20 protein-coding genes and 1 pseudogene are annotated in these 24,153 nt (G+C 75.1%); 18 read left to right on the top strand and 3 right to left on the bottom strand.

Annotated elements, in window-relative coordinates:
• The first annotated feature begins 87 nt into the window (after nt 1-87).
• The 15 genes and pseudogenes from GA0070214_RS01865 to GA0070214_RS01795 all read left to right on the top strand — a co-directional run bounded on the left by GA0070214_RS01865 (nt 88) and on the right by GA0070214_RS01795 (nt 18,342).
• A complete protein-coding gene (locus GA0070214_RS01865; RefSeq protein ID WP_091258308.1) occupies nt 88-1,179 on the top strand; it encodes a LacI family DNA-binding transcriptional regulator in 1,092 nt (363 codons plus the stop codon).
• The gene (locus GA0070214_RS01860) at nt 1,176-2,108 is read left to right on the top strand and encodes a carbohydrate ABC transporter permease (RefSeq protein ID WP_091258306.1); all 933 of its coding nucleotides are present in this window, start codon (nt 1,176-1,178) and stop codon (nt 2,106-2,108) included. Before GA0070214_RS01865 ends, GA0070214_RS01860 begins: the two co-directional genes overlap by 4 nt.
• A gap of 1 nt (nt 2,109) precedes the next feature.
• The gene (locus GA0070214_RS01855) at nt 2,110-2,949 is read left to right on the top strand and encodes a carbohydrate ABC transporter permease (protein WP_091258304.1); all 840 of its coding nucleotides are present in this window, start codon (nt 2,110-2,112) and stop codon (nt 2,947-2,949) included.
• A gap of 36 nt (nt 2,950-2,985) precedes the next feature.
• The gene (locus GA0070214_RS01850; RefSeq protein WP_091258302.1) at nt 2,986-4,281 is read left to right on the top strand and encodes an ABC transporter substrate-binding protein; all 1,296 of its coding nucleotides are present in this window, start codon (nt 2,986-2,988) and stop codon (nt 4,279-4,281) included.
• A 2-nt stretch (nt 4,282-4,283) separates the two neighbouring features.
• Nucleotides 4,284-5,417 (top strand): ADP-ribosylglycohydrolase family protein, encoded by a 1,134-nt coding sequence (locus GA0070214_RS01845; protein WP_091258300.1) that lies wholly within the window; start codon nt 4,284-4,286, stop codon nt 5,415-5,417.
• Nucleotides 5,414-6,817, top strand: a complete 1,404-nt coding sequence (locus GA0070214_RS01840; RefSeq protein ID WP_244167503.1) for an ADP-ribosylglycohydrolase family protein — start codon at nt 5,414-5,416, stop codon at nt 6,815-6,817. Before GA0070214_RS01845 ends, GA0070214_RS01840 begins: the two co-directional genes overlap by 4 nt.
• Nucleotides 6,814-7,746, top strand: coding sequence for a PfkB family carbohydrate kinase (locus GA0070214_RS01835; RefSeq protein ID WP_091258298.1), 933 nt, complete (start codon nt 6,814-6,816; stop codon nt 7,744-7,746). The genes GA0070214_RS01840 and GA0070214_RS01835 overlap by 4 nt, the downstream gene beginning before the upstream one ends.
• A complete protein-coding gene (locus GA0070214_RS01830) occupies nt 7,743-9,692 on the top strand; it encodes an SUMF1/EgtB/PvdO family nonheme iron enzyme (protein WP_091258296.1) in 1,950 nt (649 codons plus the stop codon). Before GA0070214_RS01835 ends, GA0070214_RS01830 begins: the two co-directional genes overlap by 4 nt.
• Nucleotides 9,689-11,839: an alpha/beta hydrolase-fold protein gene (locus GA0070214_RS01825; RefSeq protein ID WP_091258294.1), complete on the top strand. Its 2,151-nt coding sequence runs from the start codon at nt 9,689-9,691 to the stop codon at nt 11,837-11,839. The genes GA0070214_RS01830 and GA0070214_RS01825 overlap by 4 nt, the downstream gene beginning before the upstream one ends.
• On the top strand, nt 11,836-13,029 hold the full coding sequence (locus tag GA0070214_RS01820) for a CaiB/BaiF CoA transferase family protein (protein WP_091258292.1): 1,194 nt from the start codon (nt 11,836-11,838) through the stop codon (nt 13,027-13,029). Before GA0070214_RS01825 ends, GA0070214_RS01820 begins: the two co-directional genes overlap by 4 nt.
• Nucleotides 13,029-13,850: an HpcH/HpaI aldolase/citrate lyase family protein gene (locus GA0070214_RS01815; protein ID WP_091258290.1), complete on the top strand. Its 822-nt coding sequence runs from the start codon at nt 13,029-13,031 to the stop codon at nt 13,848-13,850. Before GA0070214_RS01820 ends, GA0070214_RS01815 begins: the two co-directional genes overlap by 1 nt.
• A 134-nt stretch (nt 13,851-13,984) precedes the next feature.
• Nucleotides 13,985-15,769: a CehA/McbA family metallohydrolase domain-containing protein gene (locus tag GA0070214_RS01810; protein ID WP_091258288.1), complete on the top strand. Its 1,785-nt coding sequence runs from the start codon at nt 13,985-13,987 to the stop codon at nt 15,767-15,769.
• Nucleotides 15,770-15,928: 159 nt separating this feature from the next.
• Nucleotides 15,929-16,786 (top strand): annotated as a pseudogene (locus tag GA0070214_RS01805) (SPFH domain-containing protein); the annotation flags it as partial.
• 135 nt (nt 16,787-16,921) lie between these two features.
• On the top strand, nt 16,922-17,269 hold the full coding sequence (locus GA0070214_RS01800) for a PadR family transcriptional regulator (RefSeq protein ID WP_091259806.1): 348 nt from the start codon (nt 16,922-16,924) through the stop codon (nt 17,267-17,269).
• Nucleotides 17,266-18,342, top strand: coding sequence for a hypothetical protein (locus tag GA0070214_RS01795; RefSeq protein ID WP_091258285.1), 1,077 nt, complete (start codon nt 17,266-17,268; stop codon nt 18,340-18,342). The genes GA0070214_RS01800 and GA0070214_RS01795 overlap by 4 nt, the downstream gene beginning before the upstream one ends.
• Nucleotides 18,343-18,364: 22 nt before the next feature.
• On the opposite strand, the gene GA0070214_RS01790 is transcribed toward GA0070214_RS01795, so the two are convergent.
• From GA0070214_RS01790 to shbA, 3 genes are read right to left on the bottom strand one after another with little or no spacing between them, the layout of a single operon-like run.
• Nucleotides 18,365-19,975, bottom strand: a complete 1,611-nt coding sequence (locus GA0070214_RS01790) for a sensor histidine kinase (RefSeq protein ID WP_139141731.1) — start codon at nt 19,973-19,975, stop codon at nt 18,365-18,367.
• Nucleotides 19,976-20,028: 53 nt separating this feature from the next.
• Nucleotides 20,029-20,868 (bottom strand): anti-sigma-D factor RsdA, encoded by an 840-nt coding sequence (locus GA0070214_RS01785; protein WP_091258281.1) that lies wholly within the window; start codon nt 20,866-20,868, stop codon nt 20,029-20,031.
• Nucleotides 20,865-21,443 (bottom strand): RNA polymerase sigma factor ShbA, encoded by a 579-nt coding sequence (gene shbA, locus GA0070214_RS01780; protein WP_091258279.1) that lies wholly within the window; start codon nt 21,441-21,443, stop codon nt 20,865-20,867. The genes GA0070214_RS01785 and shbA overlap by 4 nt, the downstream gene beginning before the upstream one ends.
• A gap of 164 nt (nt 21,444-21,607) precedes the next feature.
• Here shbA and GA0070214_RS01775 point away from each other — a divergent pair, with 164 nt between their 5' ends.
• Genes GA0070214_RS01775 through GA0070214_RS01765 form a run of 3 tightly spaced genes read left to right on the top strand, consistent with a single transcriptional unit; the run spans nt 21,608 to nt 24,151 of the window.
• Nucleotides 21,608-22,579 (top strand): ABC transporter ATP-binding protein, encoded by a 972-nt coding sequence (locus GA0070214_RS01775; protein WP_091258277.1) that lies wholly within the window; start codon nt 21,608-21,610, stop codon nt 22,577-22,579.
• Entirely contained in the window at nt 22,576-23,346 is a 771-nt protein-coding gene (locus tag GA0070214_RS01770; RefSeq protein WP_091258275.1) for an MlaE family ABC transporter permease, read from the top strand. The genes GA0070214_RS01775 and GA0070214_RS01770 overlap by 4 nt, the downstream gene beginning before the upstream one ends.
• A gap of 1 nt (nt 23,347) precedes the next feature.
• Entirely contained in the window at nt 23,348-24,151 is an 804-nt protein-coding gene (locus GA0070214_RS01765) for an MlaE family ABC transporter permease (RefSeq protein WP_091258273.1), read from the top strand.
• Nucleotides 24,152-24,153 lie beyond the last annotated feature (2 nt).

The following is a 24,153-nucleotide window of genomic DNA, read 5'->3' as shown; positions in this document are numbered from 1 at the left end:
CGTTTTCGTAACGAGCTCTTGACCTGACCGTCGGGTCGGGCGCAGACTCCCGGAAACGTTTACAGCAGAGCAGCTGGAGGTGCGGGCGTGGGTCGTAAACGTTTACAGGAGTCGGCCGACGGCCGGCCCACCGTCCACACCGTCGCCGCCCGCGCCGGTGTCTCCATCGCGTCCGCCTCGCGCGTCCTCAACGGCGTCGGCGGCAGCCCGGAGACCATCCGCAAGGTGCGCGAGGCCGCGGCCGAGGTCGGGTACGTGCCCAACGCCATCGCCCGCTCGCTCCAGTCCCAGCGCACCGGCCTCGTGGCGCTCGCCGTCGAGGACATCGGCAACCCGGTGTACGTCGAGATGATGCGGGCCATCGAGTCCGTGGTGGCCGCCTCCGGCCGGCAGCTGCTGGTGCACGCCACCGGCGGGCGGATCGACAACGAGACCGCCCTGCTGCGCCGGCTGGCCCACCGCTACGTCGACGGCATGATCGTCTCCCCGATCCGGGTCACCGACGACCACCTCGCCGCGCTGGTCGACAGCCCGGTCCCGGTGGTCGTGGTCGGCCAGCTCCCCGCCGACGCGCCCGTGGACAACGTCCGCACCGACTCGCGTACCGGCGTGGGGTTGGCCGTCGACCACCTGGTCGCGGCCGGGCGGCGGCGGATCGGCTTCGTCAACGGCCCGCTGGACACCGTGCCCGGCGCGGCCCGGGACGCCGGCTTCCGGTCGGCCCTCGCCCGGCACGGCATCGCCCTCGACGAGCGACTCGTCGAGATCGGCGACTTCCGCTACGCGGCCGGCCGGGCCGCCGCCGAGCGCCTCCTCGCCCGCGCCGAGCCCGACGCGCTGGTCTGCGCCAACGACCTCATCGCCGTCGGCGCGCTGCACGCCCTGCTCGCCGCCGGCCGGCGCGTCCCCGACGAGGTGGCGCTGGTCGGCATGGACGACACCGAGCTGGCCCAGATGACGTTCCCGCAGCTCTCCAGCGTCTCCCTCGGCTCGGCCGAGCGCGGTCGCCGCGCCGCCGAACTGCTGCTCCAGCGCATCGCCGACGCGAGCCTGCCGCCGCGCCGCGAGCAGGTCGCCCCCAGCCTCGCCGTGCGCGCCTCCAGCACCACGACCCCGCTGTTCGTTCCCGCGCCGGCCGAGCCGGCGCCCGCGCCGCGTACCCCGGAGGTGACGGCATGACCACGGTGGCCGAACGGCCCGACGTCGCCCGCGCCGACGGGCCCCGCAGGGCCCGGTCCCGCTCCGACCGGCTCGGCATCTACCTGCTGCTGCTCCCGTCGCTGCTGCCCATCGTGGTGCTGTCGGTCTTCCCGCTGGTGCGCGGCATCTACCTGGGCTTCACCGACGCCCGCGCGGGCCGCAACGTCGAGATCAGCTTCACCGGGCTGGAGAACTACCGGGAGCTGCTCGGCGACGAGCTGTTCTGGAACTCGTTCAAGATCGGCCTGCTCTGGGCGGTCGGGGTGACCGTGCTCCAGTTCGTGCTCGCCCTCGGGCTGGCGCTGCTGCTCAACCAGCAGCTGCGCTTCCGCGGGCTGGCCCGGGTGCTGGCCGTGGTGCCCTGGGCGATGCCCCCGGTGGTGGTCGGCATCCTGTGGAAGCTGGTCTACCACCCGGACGCCGGCCTGCTGAACGAGTTCTTCCACCGCGTCGGCGCGGACGGGCTGCGCACCAACTGGCTCGGTGACTTCAGCACCGCCCTGCCCGCGGTCATCATCGTCGGCGTCTGGGCCGGCCTGCCGCAGACCACCGTGGTGCTCCTCGCCGGGTTGCAGGGCGTGCCGCGCGAGTTGCACGAGGCGGCCGCCGTGGACGGCGCGGGCACCTGGCACCGGTTCCGCAACGTGACGCTGCCCGCCATCGCGCCGGTCGTCGTGGCGATCACCTCGCTGGACTTCATCTGGAACTTCAACTCGTTCGGCCTGGTCTACGTGCTCACCGCGGGCGGGCCGGGCGGCAAGACCATGCTGCCGATGCTCTTCGCCTACGAGGAGGCGTTCCGCTACGGCAACTACGGCTACGCCGCCGCCCTCGGCAACGTCATGGTCGTGATCATCGTCGCGCTGCTCGCGGTCTACCTGCGGCGCCGACTCCGGGAGGCGAACTGACATGTTCGGAAAGCCGAGCCGCACCGGGCGGACGCTGCAGTACGTCGCGCTGACCGGCTACCTGATCTTCCTCGGGTTCCCGCTGGTCTGGCTGCTGTCCACCGCGTTCAAGCCGCCGCGCGAACTGGTGCAGCTGCACCCCACGCTCATCCCGAGCAACCCCACCGTGCAGAACTTCGTGCAGGCCTTCACGGAGCAGCAGCTCGGCCGGGCGGCGCTGAACAGCCTCCAGGTGTCGCTCGCCTCGGCGGTGCTCACCGTGCTGGTCGCGCTGCCCGCCTCGTACGCCCTCGCGCGCTTCCGGACCAAACTCGGCACCGTCGCGCTGGGCTGGGTGCTGCTGTCGCAGCTCTTCCCGTTCGTGCTGCTGATCATCCCGATCTTCCTGATCCTGCGGCAGGTCGGGCTGGCCAACACGCACGCCGGGCTGGTGCTGATCTACGTGGTCTGGGCGCTGCCGTTCGCGCTGTGGATGCTCCAGGGCTTCGTCCGCAACATCCCGCGCGAGCTGGAGGAGGCGGCCAGTGTCGACGGCGCCAGCCGGCTCCAGGTGCTGCGCCGGGTGGTCTTCCCGCTGCTCGCGCCGGGCATCGTGGCGACCGCGCTGTTCTCCTTCATCTCCGCCTGGAACGAGTTCTTCTTCGCGCTGGTGCTGGTCAAGACGCCGGAGCTGGCGACCCTGCCGGTCGCCCTGGCCCGGTTCGTCGGCATCGAGGGCACCGCCCGCCTGGGTCCCCTGGCGGCCGGTTCGCTGCTGGCCACGCTGCCGAGCCTGATCTTCTTCGCGGTCATGCAACGCCGCCTCTCGTCCGGGTCGCTCGCCGGCGCGGTCAAGGGCTGACCACAACCCCCAACCACCACCAAGGAGGAATCCCCCATGCTCCGTAGCAGGTTCCGCCGACTCGCCGCGGCCGCCGCGGTCGCGGTCGTCGGGCTCGGCGCCCTCACCGCGTGCGGTGACGGCGGCGGCGAGGACGAGACCTCGTCCGGCCCGGTCAAGCTGCGCTTCCTGAGCCTCGCCTGGCAGAAGGAGTCGCTGCAGGCCAACAAGGACCTGGTCGCCAAGTGGAACGCCGAGCACCCGGACATCCAGGTCGAGTACGTCCAGGGCGACTGGAACTCGATCCACGACCAGCTCGTCACCTCGTTCGAGGGCGGCGACGTGGCCGACATCGTGCACTACGAGGCCTCGGCCATCGGTGAGTTCAGCAAGCAGGGCTACCTGGCCGACGTCTCCAAGCTGCTCAGCGACGACTTCAAGGGCCAGATCGACCAGGGCGTCTGGGACACCGCCACCTTCGACGACAAGGTCACCGGCGTGCCGTTCCTGCTGGAGTCGCAGGTCGTCATCGCCAACAAGAAGCTGCTCGACGCCGCCGGGATCGCCGTGCCGCCCGCCGACGGCGGCTGGACCTGGGACGAGTTCCAGGCCAACGCCCAGAAGCTCACCAAGCCCGGCCAGTACGGCGCCGCGTGGGCGCTCAAGTCGCCCACCAACCGGGTGCTGAACCTGGCGCTGAACTATGACGGCAAGTTCTTCTACAGCGACGGCGGCAAGACCGAGGTCAAGGTCGGCGACGCGGAGAAGGAGGTGCCGAAGCGGATCCACGACATGATCTACACCAGCAAGTCGGCCTCCCCGGAGGCGCTCGGCATGAGCGGCGCGGACACCCTGCCCGGCTTCTTCGGCGGCAAGTACGCGATGCTCCCCGGCTCGGTCTCGCTGCGCCAGCAGATGGTCGAGCAGGCCCCGGCCGGCTTCGAGTGGGTGACCCTCCCGCCGATCAAGGGCCTGTCCACCAAGCAGGCGGCCAACCCGCAGACCCTGTCCATCGCCGAGGACAGCAAGCACAAGAAGCAGGCCGCGCAGTTCCTGGAGTGGTTCCTCAACCCGACCAACATGGCCGCCCTGGCCAAGGGTGACTGGCTCGTGCCCACCGGCAAGCAGGCCAACCAGGAGCTGGTCAAGCTCACGAACGGCAAGCAGGGCTGGGACGTGGCCGCGGACAGCGCCGCCGACCTGACCGTCGCCCCGTTCCAGAAGGCCGACGGCTACCCGGAGTGGAAGACCAAGTACGCCACCCCGGCCCTCCAGCAGTATTTCGCCAACAAGATCACCCTGGACCAGCTCGGCACGCAGCTGGTCGACGGTGGCAAGCAGGTTCTGAGGTAACCATGTCACTCTTGCTCGACACGTCGGTCGGATGCCTGGTCGGCGCCGCGGTGGGCGACGCCCTCGGCGGGGCCACCGAGACGGCCCTTCCGGAGCAGATCCGCGCCCGCTTCGGCGGCTGGGTCGAGGGGATCGTCCCCCCGTACCACGCCGACTGGGCCACCGCGCGGCCACTCGCGCCGTACCACAAGGGCGACGGGCACATCACCGACGACACGTTGATGACCCACGCCCTGGTGCGGGCGTACGCGGCCAAGCGGGACCACCTCGACGCGTACGACGTGGTGGAACTGCTCGTCCCCGACCTGATCGAGCGGGTGGTGTACATCCCGGACCTGGAGCGGGAGGGGGTGACCTTCCACCGCCTGGCCGCGGCCGAGCGGTGGTTGGTCACCCGCCTGCACCACGCCCACGCCGACCCGCGCGAGGCGGGCGTCGGCAACATCGTCAACTGCGGCGCCGCCATGTACATGGCGCCGGTCGGCATCGTCAACGCCGGCGATCCCGCCGGGGCGTACGCCGAGGCCGTGGAGATCGCCGGGGCGCACCAGCACAGCTACGGCCGGGAGGCCGCGGCGGTCTTCGCCGCCGCGGTCGCCGCCGCCGCGACCCCCGGCGCGAGCGTCGACGACGTCGTGGCCGCCGCCCTCGACCTGGCCCGCGACGGCACCCGCGCCGCCATCGACGCGGTGGTCAAGGAGGCCCGCGGGCACGACGACTGGAAGGCCGCCATCCCGGCGCTGCGCGCCGCGGTGGCCCCCTACGACACGGTGGGGGAGGAGTACCGCAGCCCCGGCCTGGGCGCTCGCCGTCCGAGCCGGCTGCACGCCATCGAGGAGCTTCCGGTGGCGCTGGGCATGCTCGTGGTGGCCGGCGGCGACTACCGGGCGGCCGTGCTCGGCTCGGTGAACTACGGCCGCGACGCCGACTCCACGGCCACCATGGCCGGCGCGATTGCCGGTGCGCTCGGCGGCGCGGCCGCGGTGCCGGCGGAGTGGTCGGACGTGGTCGCCACGGCGTCCCGCACCGACCTGGTCGAGCCCGCGCGGGTCCTGGCCGGGGTCGCCACCGAGGTCTTCGACCGCGACCGGGAGCGCTTCGCCCGGCGCGCCGAGCGGTTCGGCGGCCTGGCATGAGCGCCGGCGGCGCGGCGGCCGCCGGCCGGCCGAGGGGGACGGCCGGCGGCCTGCGGCTGACCTGGGTGCAGCCGGAGGACCTGCTGCCGCACGAGCTGGCTGCGAGCCGCGACGAGGGCCGCGACGTCACCGCCCTGGCCGACCGCTGGGCGGCGGCCGGCGGCGACGTCACGGCCCCGGTCACCGGGGCCTCGCCGGTGCCGGCGCCGCCGGAGCTGCGGGCCCTCGCCGTCGAGCTGCTCGACGCCGCCGACGCGCTGCCCGGGCCGGACGCCACCGACGAGCCCGCCGACCTCGACGGGGTCCGCAAGACCTGGCCGGGCGCCTGGGACCTGCCGACCACCGTCGAGCGGGACCGGCTGCACGGCGCCTGGCTCGGCCGGGCGGCCGGCTGCCTGCTCGGCAAGCCGGTGGAGAAGATCCCCCGCCACGGGATCCGGGAGATCCTCTCCGCCACCGGCCGGTGGCCGCTGCGCGACTGGTTCACGGCGCAGGGGCTGCCGGCCGACGTGGCCGCCCGCTGGCCGTGGAACCGGCGCAGCGCCCCGACCAGCCTCGCCGAGAACATCGCTGGCATGCCCGAGGACGACGACCTCAACTTCCCGCTGCTGGCGCTGCGGATCCTGGAGACCCACGGGCCCGGCTTCACCAGCGCCGACGTGGCCCAGGCCTGGCTGGACTGGCTGCCCGCCGGGCGGGTGTTCACCGCCGAGCGGGTCGCCTACCGCAACCTGCTGCTCGGCCTCACCCCGCCGGACACCGCCCGCCGGCACAACCCGTTCCGGGAGTGGATCGGCGCGCAGATCCGCACCGACGTGTACGGCTGGACCAACCCGGGCCGCCCCGACCGGGCCGCCGAGGCCGCCTGGCGCGACGCGGCCGTGAGCCACGTCCGGGCCGGGGCGTACGGGGCGGTCTGGGTGGCCGCCATGGCCGCGGCCGCGCCGGTGGCCGGCGACGTCGACGCGGTGCTGGACGCGGGCGAGTCGGTGCTGCCCCCGGGCAGCCGGTTCACCGCCGCCGTCCGGGAGGCGCGTGCCCTCGGCGCCGCCGGTGACGACTGGGAGAGCATCGTGGACACCCTCTACGCGCGGCACGGCCACCTGCACTGGGTGCACGTCCGCAACAACGCCGCCCTGGTCGCGGCGGCCCTCGCGTACGGGCGGGGCGACCTGGAACGGTCCATCTGCGCGGTGGTCGCGGGCGGCTGGGACACCGACTCCAACGGCGCCACCGTCGGCGCGGTCACCGGTGCCCTGACCGGCGCCGCCCGGCTGCCGGGGCGCTGGGTCGCGCCGCTGCGCAACCGGCTGGCCAGCAGCATCGCCGGCTTCGACGGCATCGGCTTCGACACCCTGGCCGACCGTACCCTCGCCCTGGCCCACCGGGGTGCCGCGTGAGCGCCCGGGTGGTCGTGGTCGGCAGCGCCAACCTGGACCTCGTGGTCACCGCCCCACAGCTGCCCCGCCCCGGCGAGACGGTGCTCGGCGACGACTTCCGGATGGTGCCCGGCGGCAAGGGCGCAAACCAGGCGGTGGCCGCCGCCCGGGCCGGCGCGGACTGCGCCTTCGTCGGCGCGATCGGCGGCGACGGGTTCGGCGGGCTGCTGCGGGACAACCTGGCCGTAGCCGGCGTCGAGGTCACCGGCCTGCGCACCGTCGACGGGCCCTCCGGGGTCGCGCTCATCGCCGTGGACCACGCGGCGGAGAACTGCATCGTGGTCGCCCCCGGCGCGAACGCCGCGCTGACCCTCGACGACGGCGACCGCGACGCGGTGGCCGTGGCCGGCGTGCTGCTGCTGCAACTGGAGGTGCCCATCGCGGAGGTCACCCGGGCCGCCGGCTGGGCCCGCGCCGGCGGCGCCGCCGTGGTGCTCAACGCCGCCCCGGCCCGCCCGCTGCCCACCGAACTGCTCGACCTCGTCGACGTGCTGGTGGTCAACGAGCACGAGGCGGCGGTCGTCGCCGGGGTGTTCACCGACGAGCCGGCCGCGCTGCTCGACTCCCTGGTCGGCCTCGTGCCCCGGGTGGTGCTCACCCTCGGCGCGCGCGGCGCCGCCTACGCCGACCGGGACGGCGCCCGGATCGAGGTGCCGGCCCCGACGATCGACGCGGTGGACACCACGGCCGCCGGCGACGCGTTCACCGGCGCGCTCGCGGTCGCCCTGGCCGAACGCGGCGGGCTCACCGGCGACACCGCCACCGCCGTGCTGCGCTGGGCGTGCGCGGCCGGCGCGGCCTGCGCCCAGCGTCCCGGCGCGTCCACCGCCCTGCCCGAGCGGGCCGCCATCGACGCGCTCGCCGCCGCCACCTACGGAGAGGTCCAGTGAGTTTCAACCCGTACGTGCCGCGGCCGATCGACCGGCCCACCGAGGTCCCGCTGGGCGCGCACGCCGACCTGACCACCCTGGACGAGGCCAAGATCTTCGCCGCCCCCGACGACCCCGCCGACTGGCCGGCCTGGCGGGAGCAGCTCACCCGGTGGCGGGCCGACGCCCGCGCCCGCCTCGGCTACACCGGCGACCACTACGACGAGATCGCCGGGGACTGCTTCAGCGTCTGCCTCGCCTGGCTCTGGGACGAGACCCTGTACGACCACGACCGCGGCGAGTTCACCGTCGAGGCGTTCCTCGACGCGGCGCGGCGCGACTTCGGCGGCTTCGACGGGGTGGTGCTCTGGCACGCGTACCCGGTGATCGGCCTGGACGAGCGCAACCAGTTCGACTGGTACCGCGACGTTCCCGAGCTGCCCGCGGTGGTCCGCGCGTTCCAGGACGCCGGGGTCCGGGTGTTCGTCGACTACAACCCGTGGGACACCGGCACGCGGCGGGAGCCCGGCGCCGACGCGGAGGAGGTGGCCGCGCTGGCCGCCCGGCTGGGCGTCGACGGGGTCTTCCTGGACACCCTCAAGGAGGGGGCCGGCGAGCTGCGCAAGGCCCTCGACGCGGTGCGACCCGGCCTGGTCCTGGAGGGGGAGAGCCGGGTGCCGCTGGCCCGGATCGCCGACCACGCCATGTCCTGGGCGCAGTGGTTCGCCGACTCGGACACCCCCGGCGTGCTGCGGGCCAAGTGGTTCGAACGCCGGCACGTCCTGCACCACACCCGCCGCTGGCACCGCGACCACCTCGACGAGCTGCACTCCGCCTGGCTCAACGGCTGCGGCGTGCTCGTCTGGGAGAGCGTCTTCGGCGTCTGGGTCGGCTGGAACGAGCGCGACCGGGCCGTGCTGCGGGCCATGCGCCGGGTGCAGGCCAGCCACGCCGCGTGGTTGCGCGCCGAGGACTGGGTCCCGCTCGCCGACCACCCCGGCGCCGGCCAGGTGTACGCGTCCCGCTGGACCCACCACGACCAGCCGCTGTGGACGGTGGTCAACCGGGGCGCCGACCACGACGGCCCCTGGCTGCTCACCGAGGCCCGGCCGGGGCGCTTCGTCGACCTGGTCACCGGCGCCGAGCTGACCGTCACCGAGCTCGAGGACGGCCGGGTGGCCGTCGGCGGGCCGCTGCCCGCCGGGGCGATCGCCGCCGTGGTCGCCACCGACACCCCGGTGCCCCGGCACGAGCCGCCGGCCGGGGACCCGTCCTTCCCGGCCCGCGCCGCCGTGCGCGCCCGCACCCCGTGGTCGCCGCTGGCCGCCCTGCCCGACGACATGGTCACCGTCGACGGCGGGCGGCACGAGCTGACGGTGCGGCACCGGGTCCGGGAGACCGGCCTCTACGGCGAGGCGCCGTACGTCGACGAGTGGAAGCCGCTGCCGCCCCGCCTGCACCACACCGGCACGCTGCGCCGGCCGGTCCGGCTCGGCCGCTTCGCCATCGACACCCACGAGGTCACCCACCGCGAGTACGCGCGCTTCCTCGCCGCCACCGGCTACCGGCCGGCGCGGCCGGAACGGTTCACGGCCGGGCAGGGTCCCGCCGACGCGCCGGTCACCGGGGTCGACCTCGCCGACGCCCGCGCCTACGCCGACTGGGCCGGGCTGCGGCTGCCCACCGAGGACGAGTGGCAGGTGGCCGCCGAGGCGGGCCTGCTGGTCCGGCGGGAGCCCCTGGTGTGGAACCTCACCGAGAGCGAGCACTCCGACGGGCGCACCCGGTTCGTCATCCTCAAGGGCGGCTGCGCCTACCGGGCGGAGGGCTCCGACTGGTATCTCGACGGCGGCCCGCAGCCCCCGGACGTGTCGGTGAAGCTGCTGCTCACCGGCGCCGGCCTCGCCCGCTCCACCTCGATCGGCTTCCGGTGCGCCGCCGACCTGCCCGAAGGAGCCCTCGGATGAGAAGAGCCTGGCGCCCCGGCGCCGCCCTCGTCGCCCTGCTGACCGCCGTCGGGCTGGCCGGCCTCGCGCCGGAGACCGCCGTCGCCGGCAGGGAACGGTCCGGCACCCTCACCACCGCCACGGCCGCCTCGCCGGCCCTCGGCGCCGCCATCGACTACACCGTCTACCTGCCGCACGGCTACGCCGACGCGGCGAACGCCGGCACCCGGTACCCGGTGCTCTACCTGCTGCACGGGCGCGGCGACACCATGCAGGCGTGGACCCGGGTGAAGAGCGACCTGGACCGGCTCATCGCCGACGGCGAGGTGCCCCCGGTGATCGCCGTACTGCCCGACGCCCCGTGGAGCGGGCGGGGCAACTGGTACGTCGACTCCGCGTACACCGGCGCCGACCGTCCCGGCCGGCCGGTGGAGACCGCGCTGACCCGCGATCTCGTGGCGCACGTCGACGCCACCTACCGCACCGCCGCGCACCGGAACGCCCGGCTGGTCGGCGGCTACTCGATGGGCGGCGCCGGCGCGCTGCGCTACGCCCTCGCCCACCAGGACCTCTTCGCCAACGCGCTGGTGCTCAGCCCCGCCGTCTACCGGCCGCTGCCGCCGGCCGACTCCTCGGCCCGCGAGTACGGCGCGTTCGGCGACGGCGACCAGCCCTTCTCCGACGCGGTGTACCAGCGGCTGAACTACCCGGCCCTGCTGCCCGGCCTCGACCCGGAGTCGCCGGTGCGGATGTTCATCGCCGTGGGCGACGACGAGTGGGCCAACCCCGACCCGGCCGACGCCGCGCACGACCTCGACTACGAGGCCGCGACCCTCTACAACACCGTCCGCCGCGCCGACGGCGTCGCGGCCGAGTTCCGCGTCCTCGACGGCGGGCACGACTGGGACGTCTGGCGGCCCGCGTTCGTCGACGGCCTGAAGCACCTGGCCGCCACGCTCAGCGTCACCCCGCCCGCCGGGCTGCCCGCCCCGCTGCACGGCACCGCCGGCGCCGACTGGGCCGGCGGGGTCGCCGCCCACCCCGACGGCGACGTCACCCTCGGCTACGCGGCGTCCGCGGCCGTCGCCGGCCAGCCCCACGCGGGCGGCCTCGACGCCGTGGTCACCCGGCTCGCCGCCGACCACCGCACGGTGCGCTGGACCAGCCAGTTCGGCACCACCGCCAACGACCGGCTCTACGGAACCGTGCCGCTGCCCGACGGGAGCGTGCTCACCGCCGGCTACACCCGTGGCGACCTCGACGGCCGGCACCCGGGCAGCCCCGCCGACGACGCGTTCGTGGCGAAGCTGACCGCCACCGGGCAGCGGGCCTGGCTCACCCAGGCCGGCGACCCCGCCAAGGCCGACCGGTTCTACGCGCTCGCCGCCGCCCCCGACGGCGGGGCCTACGTCGCCGGCTACACCAGCGGCGCGTTCGGCGGGACCAGCGCCGGCGACAAGGACGCCGTGCTCGCCCGGATCGCCCCGGACGGCACCCTCGCGTGGACCCGGCAGTTCGGCGGCCCCGGCGAGGACAAGGCGTACGCGGTCGCGGCCGACGCGAACGGCGTCTACGTGGCCGGTGGGACCTCCGGCGCGCTGCCCGGGACCACGCCGCTCGGCGGCGCCGACGGCTGGCTCGCCCGGTTCACCCCCGACGGCACCCGCGACTGGCTCACCGTGGCCGGCGGCGCGGGCGACGACCTGCTCGGCGGCGTCGCGGTCACCGGCGCCGGCCAGGTGGTGGCCACCGGCGCCACGGCCGGCGACGTGCTCACCGTGGCGTACACGGCCAGGGGCGCGCAGCGCTGGCGGACCGTCACCGGCGGGCGCGGCGCGGACGCCGGCACCGACGTGCTGGCCCTCGCCGACGGCACCGTCGCGGTGGTCGGCTTCACGGCCAGCACCCTCGGCGTGCCGGCCGGCGGCGCGGACGTGCTCACCCTGCGCCTCGACGGCAAGGGCCGGCAGGTCGCCGTCGCCCAGTACGGGACCGCCCGCGACGACGCGGCCGACCCGTTCGGCGAGGAGAACGTCTACGCCACCGTCGGACCCGACGGGCGGCTGCTGGTGAGCGGCCGCACCGCCGGAACGCCCACCGGCGGCCCCGCACTCGGCAACGGGGACGTGTTCCTCGCCGCCGTCGACCCGGCGAAGGGGACCCCGTGACCACGACCGCCCCGCTGCACGGCATCAAGGTCGTCGACCTGGCCACCCTCTTCGCCGGCCCGCTGGCCGCCGCGTTCCTCGGCGACTTCGGCGCCGAGGTGGTCAAGGTGGAGCACCCCGCCAAGCCGGACCCGTCCCGGGGTCACGGCCCCGCCAAGGACGGCGTCGGCCTGTGGTGGAAGGTGCTCGGCCGCAACAAGCGGACCGTCACGCTCAACCTCTCCGACCCGGAGGGCGCGGACCTGCTGCGCCGGCTGCTCGCCGACGCCGACGTGCTGGTGGAGAACTTCCGGCCCGGCACCCTGGAACGCTGGGGGCTCGGCCCGGACGAGTTGCACGCCGTCAACCCGCGGCTGGTCGTGGCCCGGATCAGCGGCTTCGGGCAGATCGGCCCGTACGCGCCGCGGCCCGGGTTCGGCACCCTCGCCGAGGCGATGAGCGGGTTCGCGGCGGCCACCGGGGAGCCCGACGGGCCGCCGACCCTGCCGCCGTTCGGGCTGGCCGACTCGGTCACCGCGCTCGCCGCCGCGTACGCCGTCATGCTGGCCCTGCGCGGCCGGGACCTCACCGGCCGGGGCCAGGTGGTCGACCTCGCCATCATCGAGCCGATCATGGCGATGCTCGGCCCGCAGATCACCTGGTACGACCAGCTCGGCTACGTCCAGCCCCGGCTGGGCAACCGGTCCAACAACAACGCCCCCCGCAACACCTACCGCTGCGCCGACGGCCGGTGGGTGGCCGTGTCCACCAGCGCGCAGAGCATCGCCGAGCGGGTCGTCCGGCTTGTCGGCCGCCCGGAACTGGTGGACGAGCCGTGGTTCGCCACCGGCAGCGGCCGGGCCGCGCACGCCGACGAGCTCGACGAGGCGGTCGGCGCGTGGGTGGCGAAGCGGGACCGCGACGAGGTGGTCGCCGCGTTCGAGGCGGCCCAGGCCGCCGTGGCCCCGGTCTACGACGTGCGGGACATCCTCGCCGACCCGCAGTACGCGGCCCTCGGCACCGTGGTCACCGTGCCCGACGAGGAACTGGGCGCGGTGCGGATGCAGAACGTTCCGTTCCGGATGTCGGACAGTCCCGGGGAGATCCGGCACGCCGGCCGCCGCCACGGCCAGGACACCGACGCGGTGTTCGGCGCGCTCGGCCTCACCGCCGACGAGCTGGCCGCGCTGCGCGAGCGCGGGGTGATCTGATGCTGCTCACCTGGCTCTACGTGCCCGGCGACCGGCCCGACCGGTTCGCCAAGGCGGTCGCCGCCGGCGCCGACGCGGTCATCCTCGACCTGGAGGACGCCGTCGTGGCCGGCCGCAAGGCGTACGCCCGGGACGCCGTCGCCGAGTTCCTCGCCGACCCGCAGCCGCTGCCCGTGCAGGTCCGGGTCAACGAGCTGACCGGCCCGGACCTCGACGCCGACCTGGCCGCCGTCGCGGGCCGGCCCGGGCTGGCCGGGCTGCGGCTGCCCAAGGTGGAGTCCCCGGCGACCGTGGCCGCCGTGGCCGCCCGGGTCGACGCCCCGCTGCACCCGCTGGTCGAGTCGGCCGTCGGCCTGGAGTCCGCGTACGCCATCGCGGCCGCCCACCCGGCGGTGGCCTCGCTCGGGCTGGGCGAGGCGGACCTCCGCTCCGACCTGGGCGTCGCCGACGACGAGGGCCTGCTCTGGGCCCGCGGCCGGATCGTGGTCGCGGCCCGCGCGGCCGCCCTGCCGCCCCCGGCCATGTCGGTGTACGCCGACGTGGCCGACCTGGACGGCCTGGCCGCCTCCTGCGCGGCCGGCCGGCGGCTCGGCTTCCTCGGCCGGGCCGCCATCCACCCGCGCCAGCTCCCGGTGATCGCCGCCGCGTTCCGCCCCGGCGACCGCGAGGTGGACCGGGCCCGGGAACTGCTCGCCGCGGTCGCCGACGCGCAGACACGCGACTCCGGCACCGTGGTGCTGCCCGACGGGCGGTTCGCCGACCGGGCCATGGTGGCGGCCGCCCGCCGGGTGGTCGACCTCGCCGCCCGCTACGCCGCCTGACCCTCCGGCCCTTTGCCGTTCGCTACGCGGGGTCGCCTCCGCCGTCCGTCGCCCGCCGGGCACGATCGCCGGATGCCGGGGTGGCGCGGAGGTCCGTAGGCTGGCGCGGGCCGGCACGGGAGCGGGGGAGCGGCATGGGTGGACGGGCGCGGCTGGACCGGCGGAGCCTGCTCGCCGCCGCCGGTGGGCTCGCGGTCGCCGGGATCGGCGTGCCGCTCGGCCTGGCCGCCACCGGCGATCCGCCACCGCCAGGGCGCGGACGGCGGCCGATCAGCATGGCCATGCACCTGCACGCCTCGTTCAGCGAGGGCGTCGCCAGCTACGCCGCCCACCTCGACCAGGCCCGCCGCAACGCAGTCGACGTGGTCTGGTGGACCGACCACGACTTCCGCGTGGCCGCCCACGACCACCGCCGGACCGTCCACTTCGACGGCCCCGACGAGCCGGAGGACGGCCTGGCCTGGACCTGGACGGCGTCCACCGAGGGCCGGCTCACCGCCTCCGGCGCCGACTTCGTGGCCGCGCCGCACGCCGACGACGACCCCGGCCGCGCGCTGCGCCTCACCGCCGCCGGTGCCGGCACCCTCTGGTACGCCGGCAAGGCCTGGAACTGGACGCACACCGGGAACATCTCCGACACCACGCTGCACCTCGACGTGCTGCCCGAGGCCGCCGGCTCGGACGCCGTGCTGCTCGTGGAGATCGCGCTGTCCCACCACCCGGCCGGTGCCGGCCGCCCCGCCGGCCAGCTCGTGCTCCGCTACCGCCTCGGTGCGGCGGCCGAGACCCGGCACCGGGCCGACGGTCGGCACGGCACCGTGGACCTGCCCGCCCCGGCCGGCGCCTGGCGGCGGCACACGTTCGACCTGCTCGCCGACGTCCGGCGGCTCTGGCCGGACCTGGTCGCCGGGGACAACTCGCTGCGCGGGCTGCGCCTCGGGGTGCAGGTCGCGGCCGGGGCGGGCGGCGCGTACGTGGTGGACCGGCTGGTCTTCGACCGGGCGCGGCGCGCCGGGCAGGCCGGCGAGGAGCTGCGCGCCGAGGTGCTGCGCGACTACGCCGGGGCGTACCCCGAGGTCACCCACCACCGCGCCTACGAGGTGTCGATGGTCCGGCACCTCAACTGGTTCGGCGGCGACCAGACGCTGCCGCCCTTCCCGTCCCCGCCGTACCGGGACAACGACGCCGGGGCGACCGAGCGGATGGTGGAGTTCCTGCACGGCCACGGCGGGGTGGTCTGCTGGAACCACCCGCTCGACGTGGAACGGCGCGAGTCCCTCGCCCGCCTGCTCGTGGAGCGGCACGCCCTCGGCGCCGACCTGATCGAGATCGGTCGCAACCCGGTCGACGACCACCTCTGGGCGTACGACGTGGCGGCCCGCAACGCGATCCCGGTGACGGCCGTCGGGGTGACCGACGACCACGACGGCACCGACTGGCGGGCCGGGCGGGACCGGCACGTCACGTACGTCTGGGCGGCCTCCACCGGTCGCGACGACCTGGTGACGGCGCTGCGTGCCGGGCAGGCCTGGTTCACCGACCTGGCCCGCTACCGGGGCGCCCTCGACCTGGAAATCGGCGGCCGCAGCGCCATGGGCGCCGTGGTGACCACCGACGCGGCCGACCTGACCGTGCGGCTGCGGGCCACCGACCTGCCGGCCGGCGCGACCCTGGAGGTGGTCACCGGCACGGTCGACCGGGCCGGCGTCGCCGACCCGACCCCGGCGATCCGGATCGGACAGGTCCCGTGGCGGCAGCTCCGTCAGGGGTGGCACGACCTGCGCGCCTCTCCCGGTGCGGGAGCCTACCTGCGGACCCAGGTCCGGGGGCGCGACGGCGAGATCATCGGCGCGAGCAACCCGGTCTGGCTGCTGCGCGAGCCCCCACCCCGCGGCATCCCGACCGCCCGCCGCTTCTGAACGCCCGGTCTCCCGGATCGTGGTGAGTCTCCGTTCGCTGCTGACGGTAACTCGCCAAGATCGGCCAAGGACCGGTGCGCGGGCATCGGAGGCGTGAAGTGCGGGGGAGTGGGTACGCGCGCGGCCGGGAGGCGGGCGCCTCCGGGATCGAGGGGGACCATGGCAGCCGCCGTCGTCGTCGTGCTGGTCATCGTCGTCGTGCTCGCGGTGCTCGTGGCCTCGCTGAGCATCCGGCTCGTGCAGCAGTACCAGCGCGGCGTGGTGTTCCGCTTCGGCCGGGTGCTGGAGCGCATCCGGCAGCCCGGCTTCCAGCTCATCATCCCGGTCGCCGACCGCATGGTGCGGGTGAGCATGCAGACCACGGTGATCGGGGTGCCCGCGCAGGGCGTGATCACCCGGGACAACGTGACGCTCACCGTCGACGCGGTCGTCTACTACCGGGTGGTCGACCCCGTGAAGGTGCTGGTCAACGTCCGCGACTACCCGTCGGCGGTGCTCCAGGTCGCGCAGACCGCGCTGCGGTCGGTGATCGGCAAGGCCGACCTGGACACCCTGCTGCGCGACCGGGACCGGATCAACGCCGAGCTCAAGTCGGTCATCGACGCGCCCACCGAGAAGCCGTGGGGCCTGCTCATCGAGCGGGTGGAGGTCAAGGACGTGTCGCTGCCCGAGGGGATGAAGCGGTCGATGTCCCGGCAGGCCGAGGCGGAGCGGGAGCGCCGGGCCCGGGTCATCGCGGCGGACGGCGAGTTCCAGGCGTCCCGCCGGCTCGCCGACGCCTCGCGGGCGATGGCCAACACGCCGGGGGCGTACCAGCTCCGGCTGCTCCAGACCGTGGTGGACGTGGCCGCCGAGAAGAACAGCACCCTGGTCATGCCGTTCCCCGTGGAGCTGCTGAGCTTCTTCGACCGGCTCGCCGGCGGGGGCCGCGGGCCGGCGGTCCCGGCAGGACAGGCCGGGCAGGCCGGGCCTGGCCCGGCGGAGCAGGCCGGGCAGGCCGGGCCGGGCCCGACGGAGCAGGCCACACCGGTGGGGCCGGTGCTGGGGCCGGTCACCGAGAACGTCGCGGCGGCCGCCGCCGACGGGGACGGGCGGCGACCGGCCGAGTGATGGTAACGCGCATATACCGATAGTCGGTATATGCTCGCCGGCATGACCGACAGCCCCCTACGGGAACCGACGTTCCTGGTCCTCACCGCGCTGGCCGAGACACCCCGCCACGGCTACGCGGTCATCGAGGACGTGCTGCGCATCTCCGACGGCCGGGTCCGGCTGCGCGCCGGCACCCTCTACGCCGTCCTCGACCGGCTGCGCGCCGACGGCCTCATCGAGGTCGACCGCGAGGAGGTGGTGCAGTCCCGGCTGCGCCGCTACTACCGGCTCACCGCGCTGGGCGCCACCCGGCTCGCCGACGAGGTGGCCCGCCTGCGCCGCCACGCTGACACGGCCGGCCGCCGGTTGCGCGCCGCGGGCCTGCTGCCCGGGGGAGGGGTGGCGTGAGGGCCGCCGAGCTGGAGCGCCGCTACCGCCGGCTGCTCGCCGTCCACCCCTGGGAACACCGCCGGGTGTACGAGGAGGAGATGGTGGCCGTCCTCCTGGCCGGCGCGCGGCCCGGGCAGACCCGGCCCGGGCTGCGGGACACGGTCGACCTGGTCGGCGCCGGCCTGCGGGCCCGGCTGCGGGTGGGCGCACGGGGGTTCACCGAGCCGGCCTGGGCCGACGCCGCCGCCGTCACCGGCGTCCTGGTGGCGCTGGTCCTCTGCGCCGCGGCCGGGCGGAACCTGCTCGACCACCTGTTGGTGGACCCGTCCCTGCCGCCGCCGATGCGTGGCGTCGCCCCCGACCTCGTCGACTGGCTGCGGGTGGCCGGCTGGGCGGCCGTGGCGGTGACCGCGCTGGCCGGGCTGCCCCGGGTGGCCGCCGCCCTGGCCTGGGCCGGGGTCGCCGGCTGGGTGGTGCTGGTCGGGCCCGGCGTGGACGACCAGCCGACGTACGTCGTGGACACCCTGCCCCAGTTCGCCCTCGCCGTGGTGGCCGCCGCCGCGCTCAGCGTGCCCGCGCCGACCCGCCGGGCGCTCGCGGTGCTCGGGTCACGGCGGCTCGCCGCCCTGGTGGCCGGTCCGGCCGCGGCGCTCGCCCTGCTGGAGCTGAATCGGGTGACCAGCCCGCTGTTCCACGTGCTGGACGGCCCGACGAGCTACCAGAGCTTCTACGGACTGGAAGCCCGGAGCGAACTCGTGATCTGGCTCTACGTCGCCGGGCTCGCCGCCGCAGCCCTGGCCGTCGTGGTCGCCGTGGCCACGCTCGCCGCGCCGGTGCGCCGGCGGATCGCCGTCCTGCTGGCGCCGGTCGCCGCGCTGGCCCTGGTCATCGACAGCGCGTTGGCAGGCTGGTCGGTGTCGACCATGCACCTGGGACACACCATCCCGCTGGTGCCGGCCCAGTGGGCGATGCTGGTGCTCGTCCCGCCGGTCACCTTCCTGGCCGGGATGCTGCTGGTGCGGCGTCGCGAGGAGACGTTGCGGATGGTCGCGCTGGGCCGGGCCGCCGACCGGGAGCGCCCCGCCGGCTGAGCCGCTGCCGGTGGTCCCGCGCTCAGGCCGGGGCCACCGGCGCCCGCTCGCCCGCCTGCTCCGGCACGGCGGCCGTCGCGGCCGGCTTCGGCAGGGTGAAGACGAAGCGGGCGCCCTCGGTGTGGGCGTCGTCCAGCCGCAGCGTGCCGCCGTGGTACTCGATGATCTTCTTGCAGATGGCGAGCCCGATGCCGGTGCCGTCGTAGGTGCCACGCGGGTGCAGCCGCTGGAAGATCAGGAAGATCTTGTCGGCGTACCGGGGGTCGATGCCGATGCCGTTGTCCGCCACGGCGAACTCCCAGCCGGCCGCGCCCCCGGTGACCGTCACCCGCACCCGGGGCGCCCGGTCGGGGCGGCGGAACTTCACCGCATTGCCCAGCAGGTTCTGCCAGAGCATGGTGAGCAGCGTCGGATCGCCGTGCACCACGGGCAGCGGGTCGGCCACGATCTCGGCGCCCGCCTCGGCGATCGGCTCGGAGAGGTTCGACTCGGCCTGGGCGAGCGTGGCGGCCAGGTCGACCTCCCGGTCGTCGCTGTAGACGCGGCCGATCCGGGAGAACGCCAGCAGGTCGTTGATGAGGCTCTGCATCCGGGTGGCGCCGTCCACCGCGTACCCGATGTACTGGCGGGCCCGGTCGTCGAGCTGGTCGGCGTAGCGGCGGTGCAGCATCTGGCAGAACGACGCCACCTTGCGCAGCGGCTCCTGGAGGTCGTGCGAGGCCACGTAGGCGAACTGCTCCAGGTCCTCGTTGGACCGGCGCAGCTCGGCGGCCTGCTGCTCGAGGGCGTCCCGCTGCCGGCGGCCGGTGTGCAGGGCGTCGACCATCCGCTGCCGCATGGTCTCCACGTCGGTGGTGAGCCGGGCGATGTCGGCCGGCCCCTCCGGGTCGAGGCGGTGCTCGAAGTCGCCGCCCGCGACCCGCCGGACGGAGGCGCCCAGCCGGTCCAGCGGGCGCAGCACCGTGGTGCGGACCAGCACGGAGATGACGATGCTGGACAGCAGCAGGGTGGCCAGGATCGCCACGAAGAGCAGGTCCCGCAGCGCGCGGGCGCGGTCCAGGTCGGCCCGGCCGGCCGCCTGCTCCCGGTCGAGCCGGGCCTCCAGGTCGGTCAGCGCGGCCTGGGCGGCGTCGAACGCGGCCCCGCTGCGCCGCACCACCGGCGCCAGCTCCGCCGCGCCCGTGCCGGCCCGCCGGGCGGCGATGAGCTGCGCCGGGTAGGCGGCCCGCCAGCGCTCCGCGAGGGCCAGCGCGGCGTCCAGCTCACGGCGCGCCGCCGGCTCGTCGGCGAGCAGGTCGCGGGCCCGCTGCGCGGTCGCCCGCTCGGCGGCGACCCCCTCCTCGTACGGGCGGAGCAGCTCCGGGTCGCCGGTGACGACGTACCCGCGCACCGCCGCCACCTGCTCCAGCAGCCCGCTCTCCAGCCGGCTGACGGCGGTGCGGGCCGGGGAGATGTGGTCGGCGAGCCGGTTGGAGACCGCGGCCGTGTGGGACAGCGCCACGGCGCCCACCCCGCCACCGCTGAGCACCAGCACGGTCATCCCGAGCATCATGACGCTCAGCCGCCGGCTCGTGGTCATCCCGGACCGGCGCCCTTCCGTGCCGGGCCCGGCCGCCGTCGCTGCGCTGCTCACGGCAGCACAGTAACGGAGTGTCCGGTTCGTCGCGGGGGGCCCGTGCGCGGCGCTCAGTCGAGCAGCCCTCCGCCGGTGGGCAGCGGCAGCTCGGGCAGCGGCAGCCCGGAGATCGACACCGACGGCAGCGGCAGCGGCAGCTTGGGCAGCGGCAGCAGCGGGCTGTCGGCCGGGGCCGGCGAACCGCTCGACCCGGGCCTCGGCGCGCCGCCCGAGGTGGCGGGGCCGGGCCGGGGCGTGCCACTGGTGGTGGGGCTCGGCACGGCGGTGGGCGCGGGGGTGGCCGGTGTGGTGGTGCCGGCCGGCGCGGTGGTCGGCGGCGCGGTCGCCGCCCGGGCCGCCGCGAGGTCGCGCGCCAGGACGTCGAGCGCGGCGCTCAGCCGGGTGACGGCCGCCGGGTCCTCCACCCGCGCCAGGTTCCGCCGGCCCTGCGCGACCAGCGCCTCGGCGTCGTCGAGCCGGCCGGCGTCCAGGGCCGCGCGGGCCTTGGCGATGGTGTCCTCGATGCCGCGTACCTCGGCCTGCTGGGGGTGCAGCAGCCGGGTCAGCGACCAGAGCGGGCTGCCCGGTCCGGCGTCGCGGCTGCCGATGCCGACACCGGAGACCAGGGCCAGCAGCGCCACGGCGGCGGCCGCCAGCCGCAGCGTCCAGGGTCGGGGGCGACGGACCGCCGGTCGCGACGGTGCGTCGCCGGCGGGGGCGGGCGCGCCGGGGCGTACCACGGTTGGCGGCTCGTCGGCGAGCTCGGACCGCCAGGCGGCGAGCAGCCCGGCGAGCGCGTCGCCCTCGGGCGCGGCGTCGCCGCGGCCGAGCGCGTCGAGCAGCGCATCGTCGCGGGCGATGGTCCCCAGGTCCATCGCCTCGTCGCCGTCACCCGGCGTCCGCCCGGTCATGCCGCCACCTCGTCCAGAGAGCCTCCGGCCAGGGTACGGAGCCGGGCCAGCGCCCGGGACTGGGCCATCCGGACCGCGGCCGCCGACATGCCCACGATGCCGCCGACCTCCTCCGCGGACAGCCCCACCGCGACCCGCAGCAGGATGATCTCCCGCTGCGCGTCGGGGAGCCGGTCGAGCAGGGCGGACAGCCGCCGGGCCAGGTCGCTCGCCACCGCCTGCTGTTCGGGGCCGGGCGTGGCGTCCGGCCGGTCGACCGGGGCGTCGGTGGGCGTGACGGCGGCGTCGCGGACGGCGGAGCGCTGGGCGTCGGCCACCTTGTGCGCGGCGATGCCGTAGACGAACGCGGCGAACGGGGCACCCTGGTCGCGGTAGCGGGGGAGGGCGCGCAGCACGGCCACGCAGACCTCCTGAGCCACGTCGTCGGCCGTGGTGTATGCACCGCCCACCCGGCCCAGCCGGGCGCGGCAGTAGCGGACCAGCCCCGGACGCACGCCGACGAGCAGCTCCTCGACCGCCGCCGGGTCGCCCGCGGCGGCCCGGCGGACGAGTTCGGACTCGATCACTGTCGTCATGGCGTTCGTGGAACATCCTCATCGCCGGCCGGTTTCCGGCACGTTATCGACACCTCCGGGGTTTTGCATAGCTCGCCGGTCGTCCCCGGCCGGTGACGCAAAGTAGTTGTTGCGTCCGACCGGCCCCGCCCGATGTCCCAGTGGGACACGAAGGGAGGGAAACGATGGGCGTCGAGGTCGTGGTACGCGGACTGACCAAGTCCTTCGGCGGGCACCCGGTCTGGTCGGATCTCACCCTGACCCTGCCCGCCGGCGAGATCTCCGTCCTGTTGGGACCCTCCGGCACCGGCAAGTCGGTGTTCCTCAAGACGCTGGTCGGCCTGCTGAAGCCGGACCGGGGCTCCGTCCTCATCGAGGGCCGGGACCTGCCGCGGCTCTCCGAGCGCGAGCTGTACGAGGTGCGCAAGCTGTTCGGCGTGCTGTTCCAGGACGGCGCCCTGTTCGGCTCGATGACCATCTACGACAACGTGGCGTTCCCGCTGCGCGAGCACACCCGCCGGTCCGAGTCGGAGATCCGGGCGGTCGTCACCGAGAAGCTGGAGATGGTCGGCCTCGTGGGGGCCGAGCACAAGCTGCCCGGCGAGATCTCCGGCGGCATGCGCAAGCGGGCCGGTCTGGCCCGGGCGCTCGTCCTCGACCCGCAGATCATCCTGTTCGACGAGCCGGACTCCGGGCTGGACCCGGTGCGGACCGCCTACCTCAACCAGCTCATCGTCGACCTCAACCAGCGCACCGGGGCGACCTTCCTGATCGTCACCCACGACATCAACACGGCCCGGACCGTGCCGGACAACATCGGCCTCATCTACCACGGGCACCTGGCCATGTTCGGGCCGCGGGAGATGCTGCTGTCCAGCACCGAGCCGGTGGTCCGGCAGTTCCTCAACGCCCAGCGGATCGGCCCCATCGGGATGGCCGAGGAGAAGGACGCCGAGGAGCTCGCAGCCGAGGCGCAGTCCGGTGCGGAACTGCCGCCGCTGCCGCCCATCCCGCTGCAACTGCCCCCGTCGGACGGCCGGCCGCGCGCGGCCGAGCGCCCGCCGGGGCAGTGGTGCCGCGAGCACGGCGTCACCCCGCCGCCCGGGTCGTTCGAGGGCCGCTGGGCGGCCGACCCGAGCGAGGAGGTGGCGGTATGAGCGCGCCCGTCGCCGCCGTCCGGAACACCGGCGAGTTCTTCGCGTTCTGCCTGGACACCCTGCGCGGGCTGGGCCGCCGGCCGGTGCAGGTGCGCGAGTTCGTGCAGCAGGCCTGGTTCATCAGCTCGGTGTCCATCCTGCCCGCCGCGCTGGTGTCCATCCCGTTCGGCGCGGTCATCGCGCTCCAGCTCGGCTCGCTGGTCCGGCAGCTCGGCGCGCAGTCGTTCACGGGCGCCGCCTCGGTGCTCGCCGTGGTCCGCGAGGCCGGACCCATCGTCACCGCGCTGATCATCGCCGGCGCCGGCGGCTCGGCCATCTGCGCCGACCTCGGTTCCCGCAAGATCCGCGAGGAGCTGGACGCCATGCAGGTGCTCGGCATCGACCCCGTCCACCGCCTCGTGGTGCCCCGGGTGCTCGCCTCGATGCTTGTCGCGGTGCTGCTCAACGGCCTGGTCAGCGTGGTCGGGGTGAGCGGCGGCTACGCGTTCAACGTGGTGCTCCAGGGCGGCACGCCCGGGGCGTACCTCGCCAGCTTCCAAGCGCTCGGCCAACTGCCCGACCTGCTGGTCGGCGAGGTGAAGGCGCTGCTGTTCGGCGCCGCCGCCGCGCTGGTCGCCAGTCATCAGGGGATGAACGCGAAGGGCGGGCCGAAGGGCGTCGGAGACGCGGTCAACCGCAGCGTGGTGATCACCTTCATGCTGCTGTTCGCGCTGAACTTCGTGGTCACGGCCGTGTACTTCCAGGTCGTCCCGCAGAAGGGGAGCTGACGTGACGGTCCTGCGGTATCTCGACGACCTGGGCGGGCAGCTCGCCTTCCACCTGCGTGCGCTGGCCTGGGCGCCGCGCACCCTGCGCCGCTACCGGCGCGAGGTGGTCCGGCTGCTGGCCGAGGTCAGCTTCGGCACCGGCGCGCTGGCCGTGCTCGGCGGCACCGTCGGGGTGATCTGCTTCCTCACCTTCTTCACCGGCACCGAGGTCGGGCTCCAGGGCTACCAGGCGCTCGACCAGATCGGCAGCAGCGCCTTCACCGGCTTCGTCTCGGCGTACTTCAACACGCGGGAGATCTCGCCGCTGGTCGCCGCGCTGGCCCTCTCGGCCACGGTCGGCTGCGGCTTCACCGCCCAGCTCGGCGCCATGCGGATCTCCGAGGAGGTCGACGCGCTGGAGGTGATGGGCGTGCCCTCGCTGCCGTTCCTCGTCACCACCCGCATGATCGCCGGCTTCATCGCGGTCATCCCGCTGTACGTGCTGGGCCTGCTCGCCAGCTACCTGGCCACCCGCACCATCGCGGTCGGCTACTTCGGGCAGTCCGCCGGCACCTACGACTACTACTTCCACCTGTTCCTGCCGCCCGCGGACGTGCTCTGGTCCTTCGGCAAGGTGCTGGTGTTCAGCGTGATCGTGGTGCTCGTGCACTGCTGGTACGGCTACACCGCCAAGGGTGGGCCGGCCGCGGTCGGCGTCGCCGTCGGCCGGGCCGTGCGCACAGCGATCGTCGCGGTCAACGTCGTCGACTTCTTCCTGTCCCTGGCCATCTGGGGCGCCACCACCACCGTCCGGATCGCGGGGTGACC

Origin of the sequence: Micromonospora chaiyaphumensis, from assembly GCF_900091435.1 — a bacterium.
Classification (GTDB): Bacteria; Actinomycetota; Actinomycetes; order Mycobacteriales; family Micromonosporaceae; genus Micromonospora; species Micromonospora chaiyaphumensis.
The sequence above is the reverse complement of the archived record's forward strand: the minus strand, read 5'-3'. Positions and strand labels throughout refer to the sequence as shown.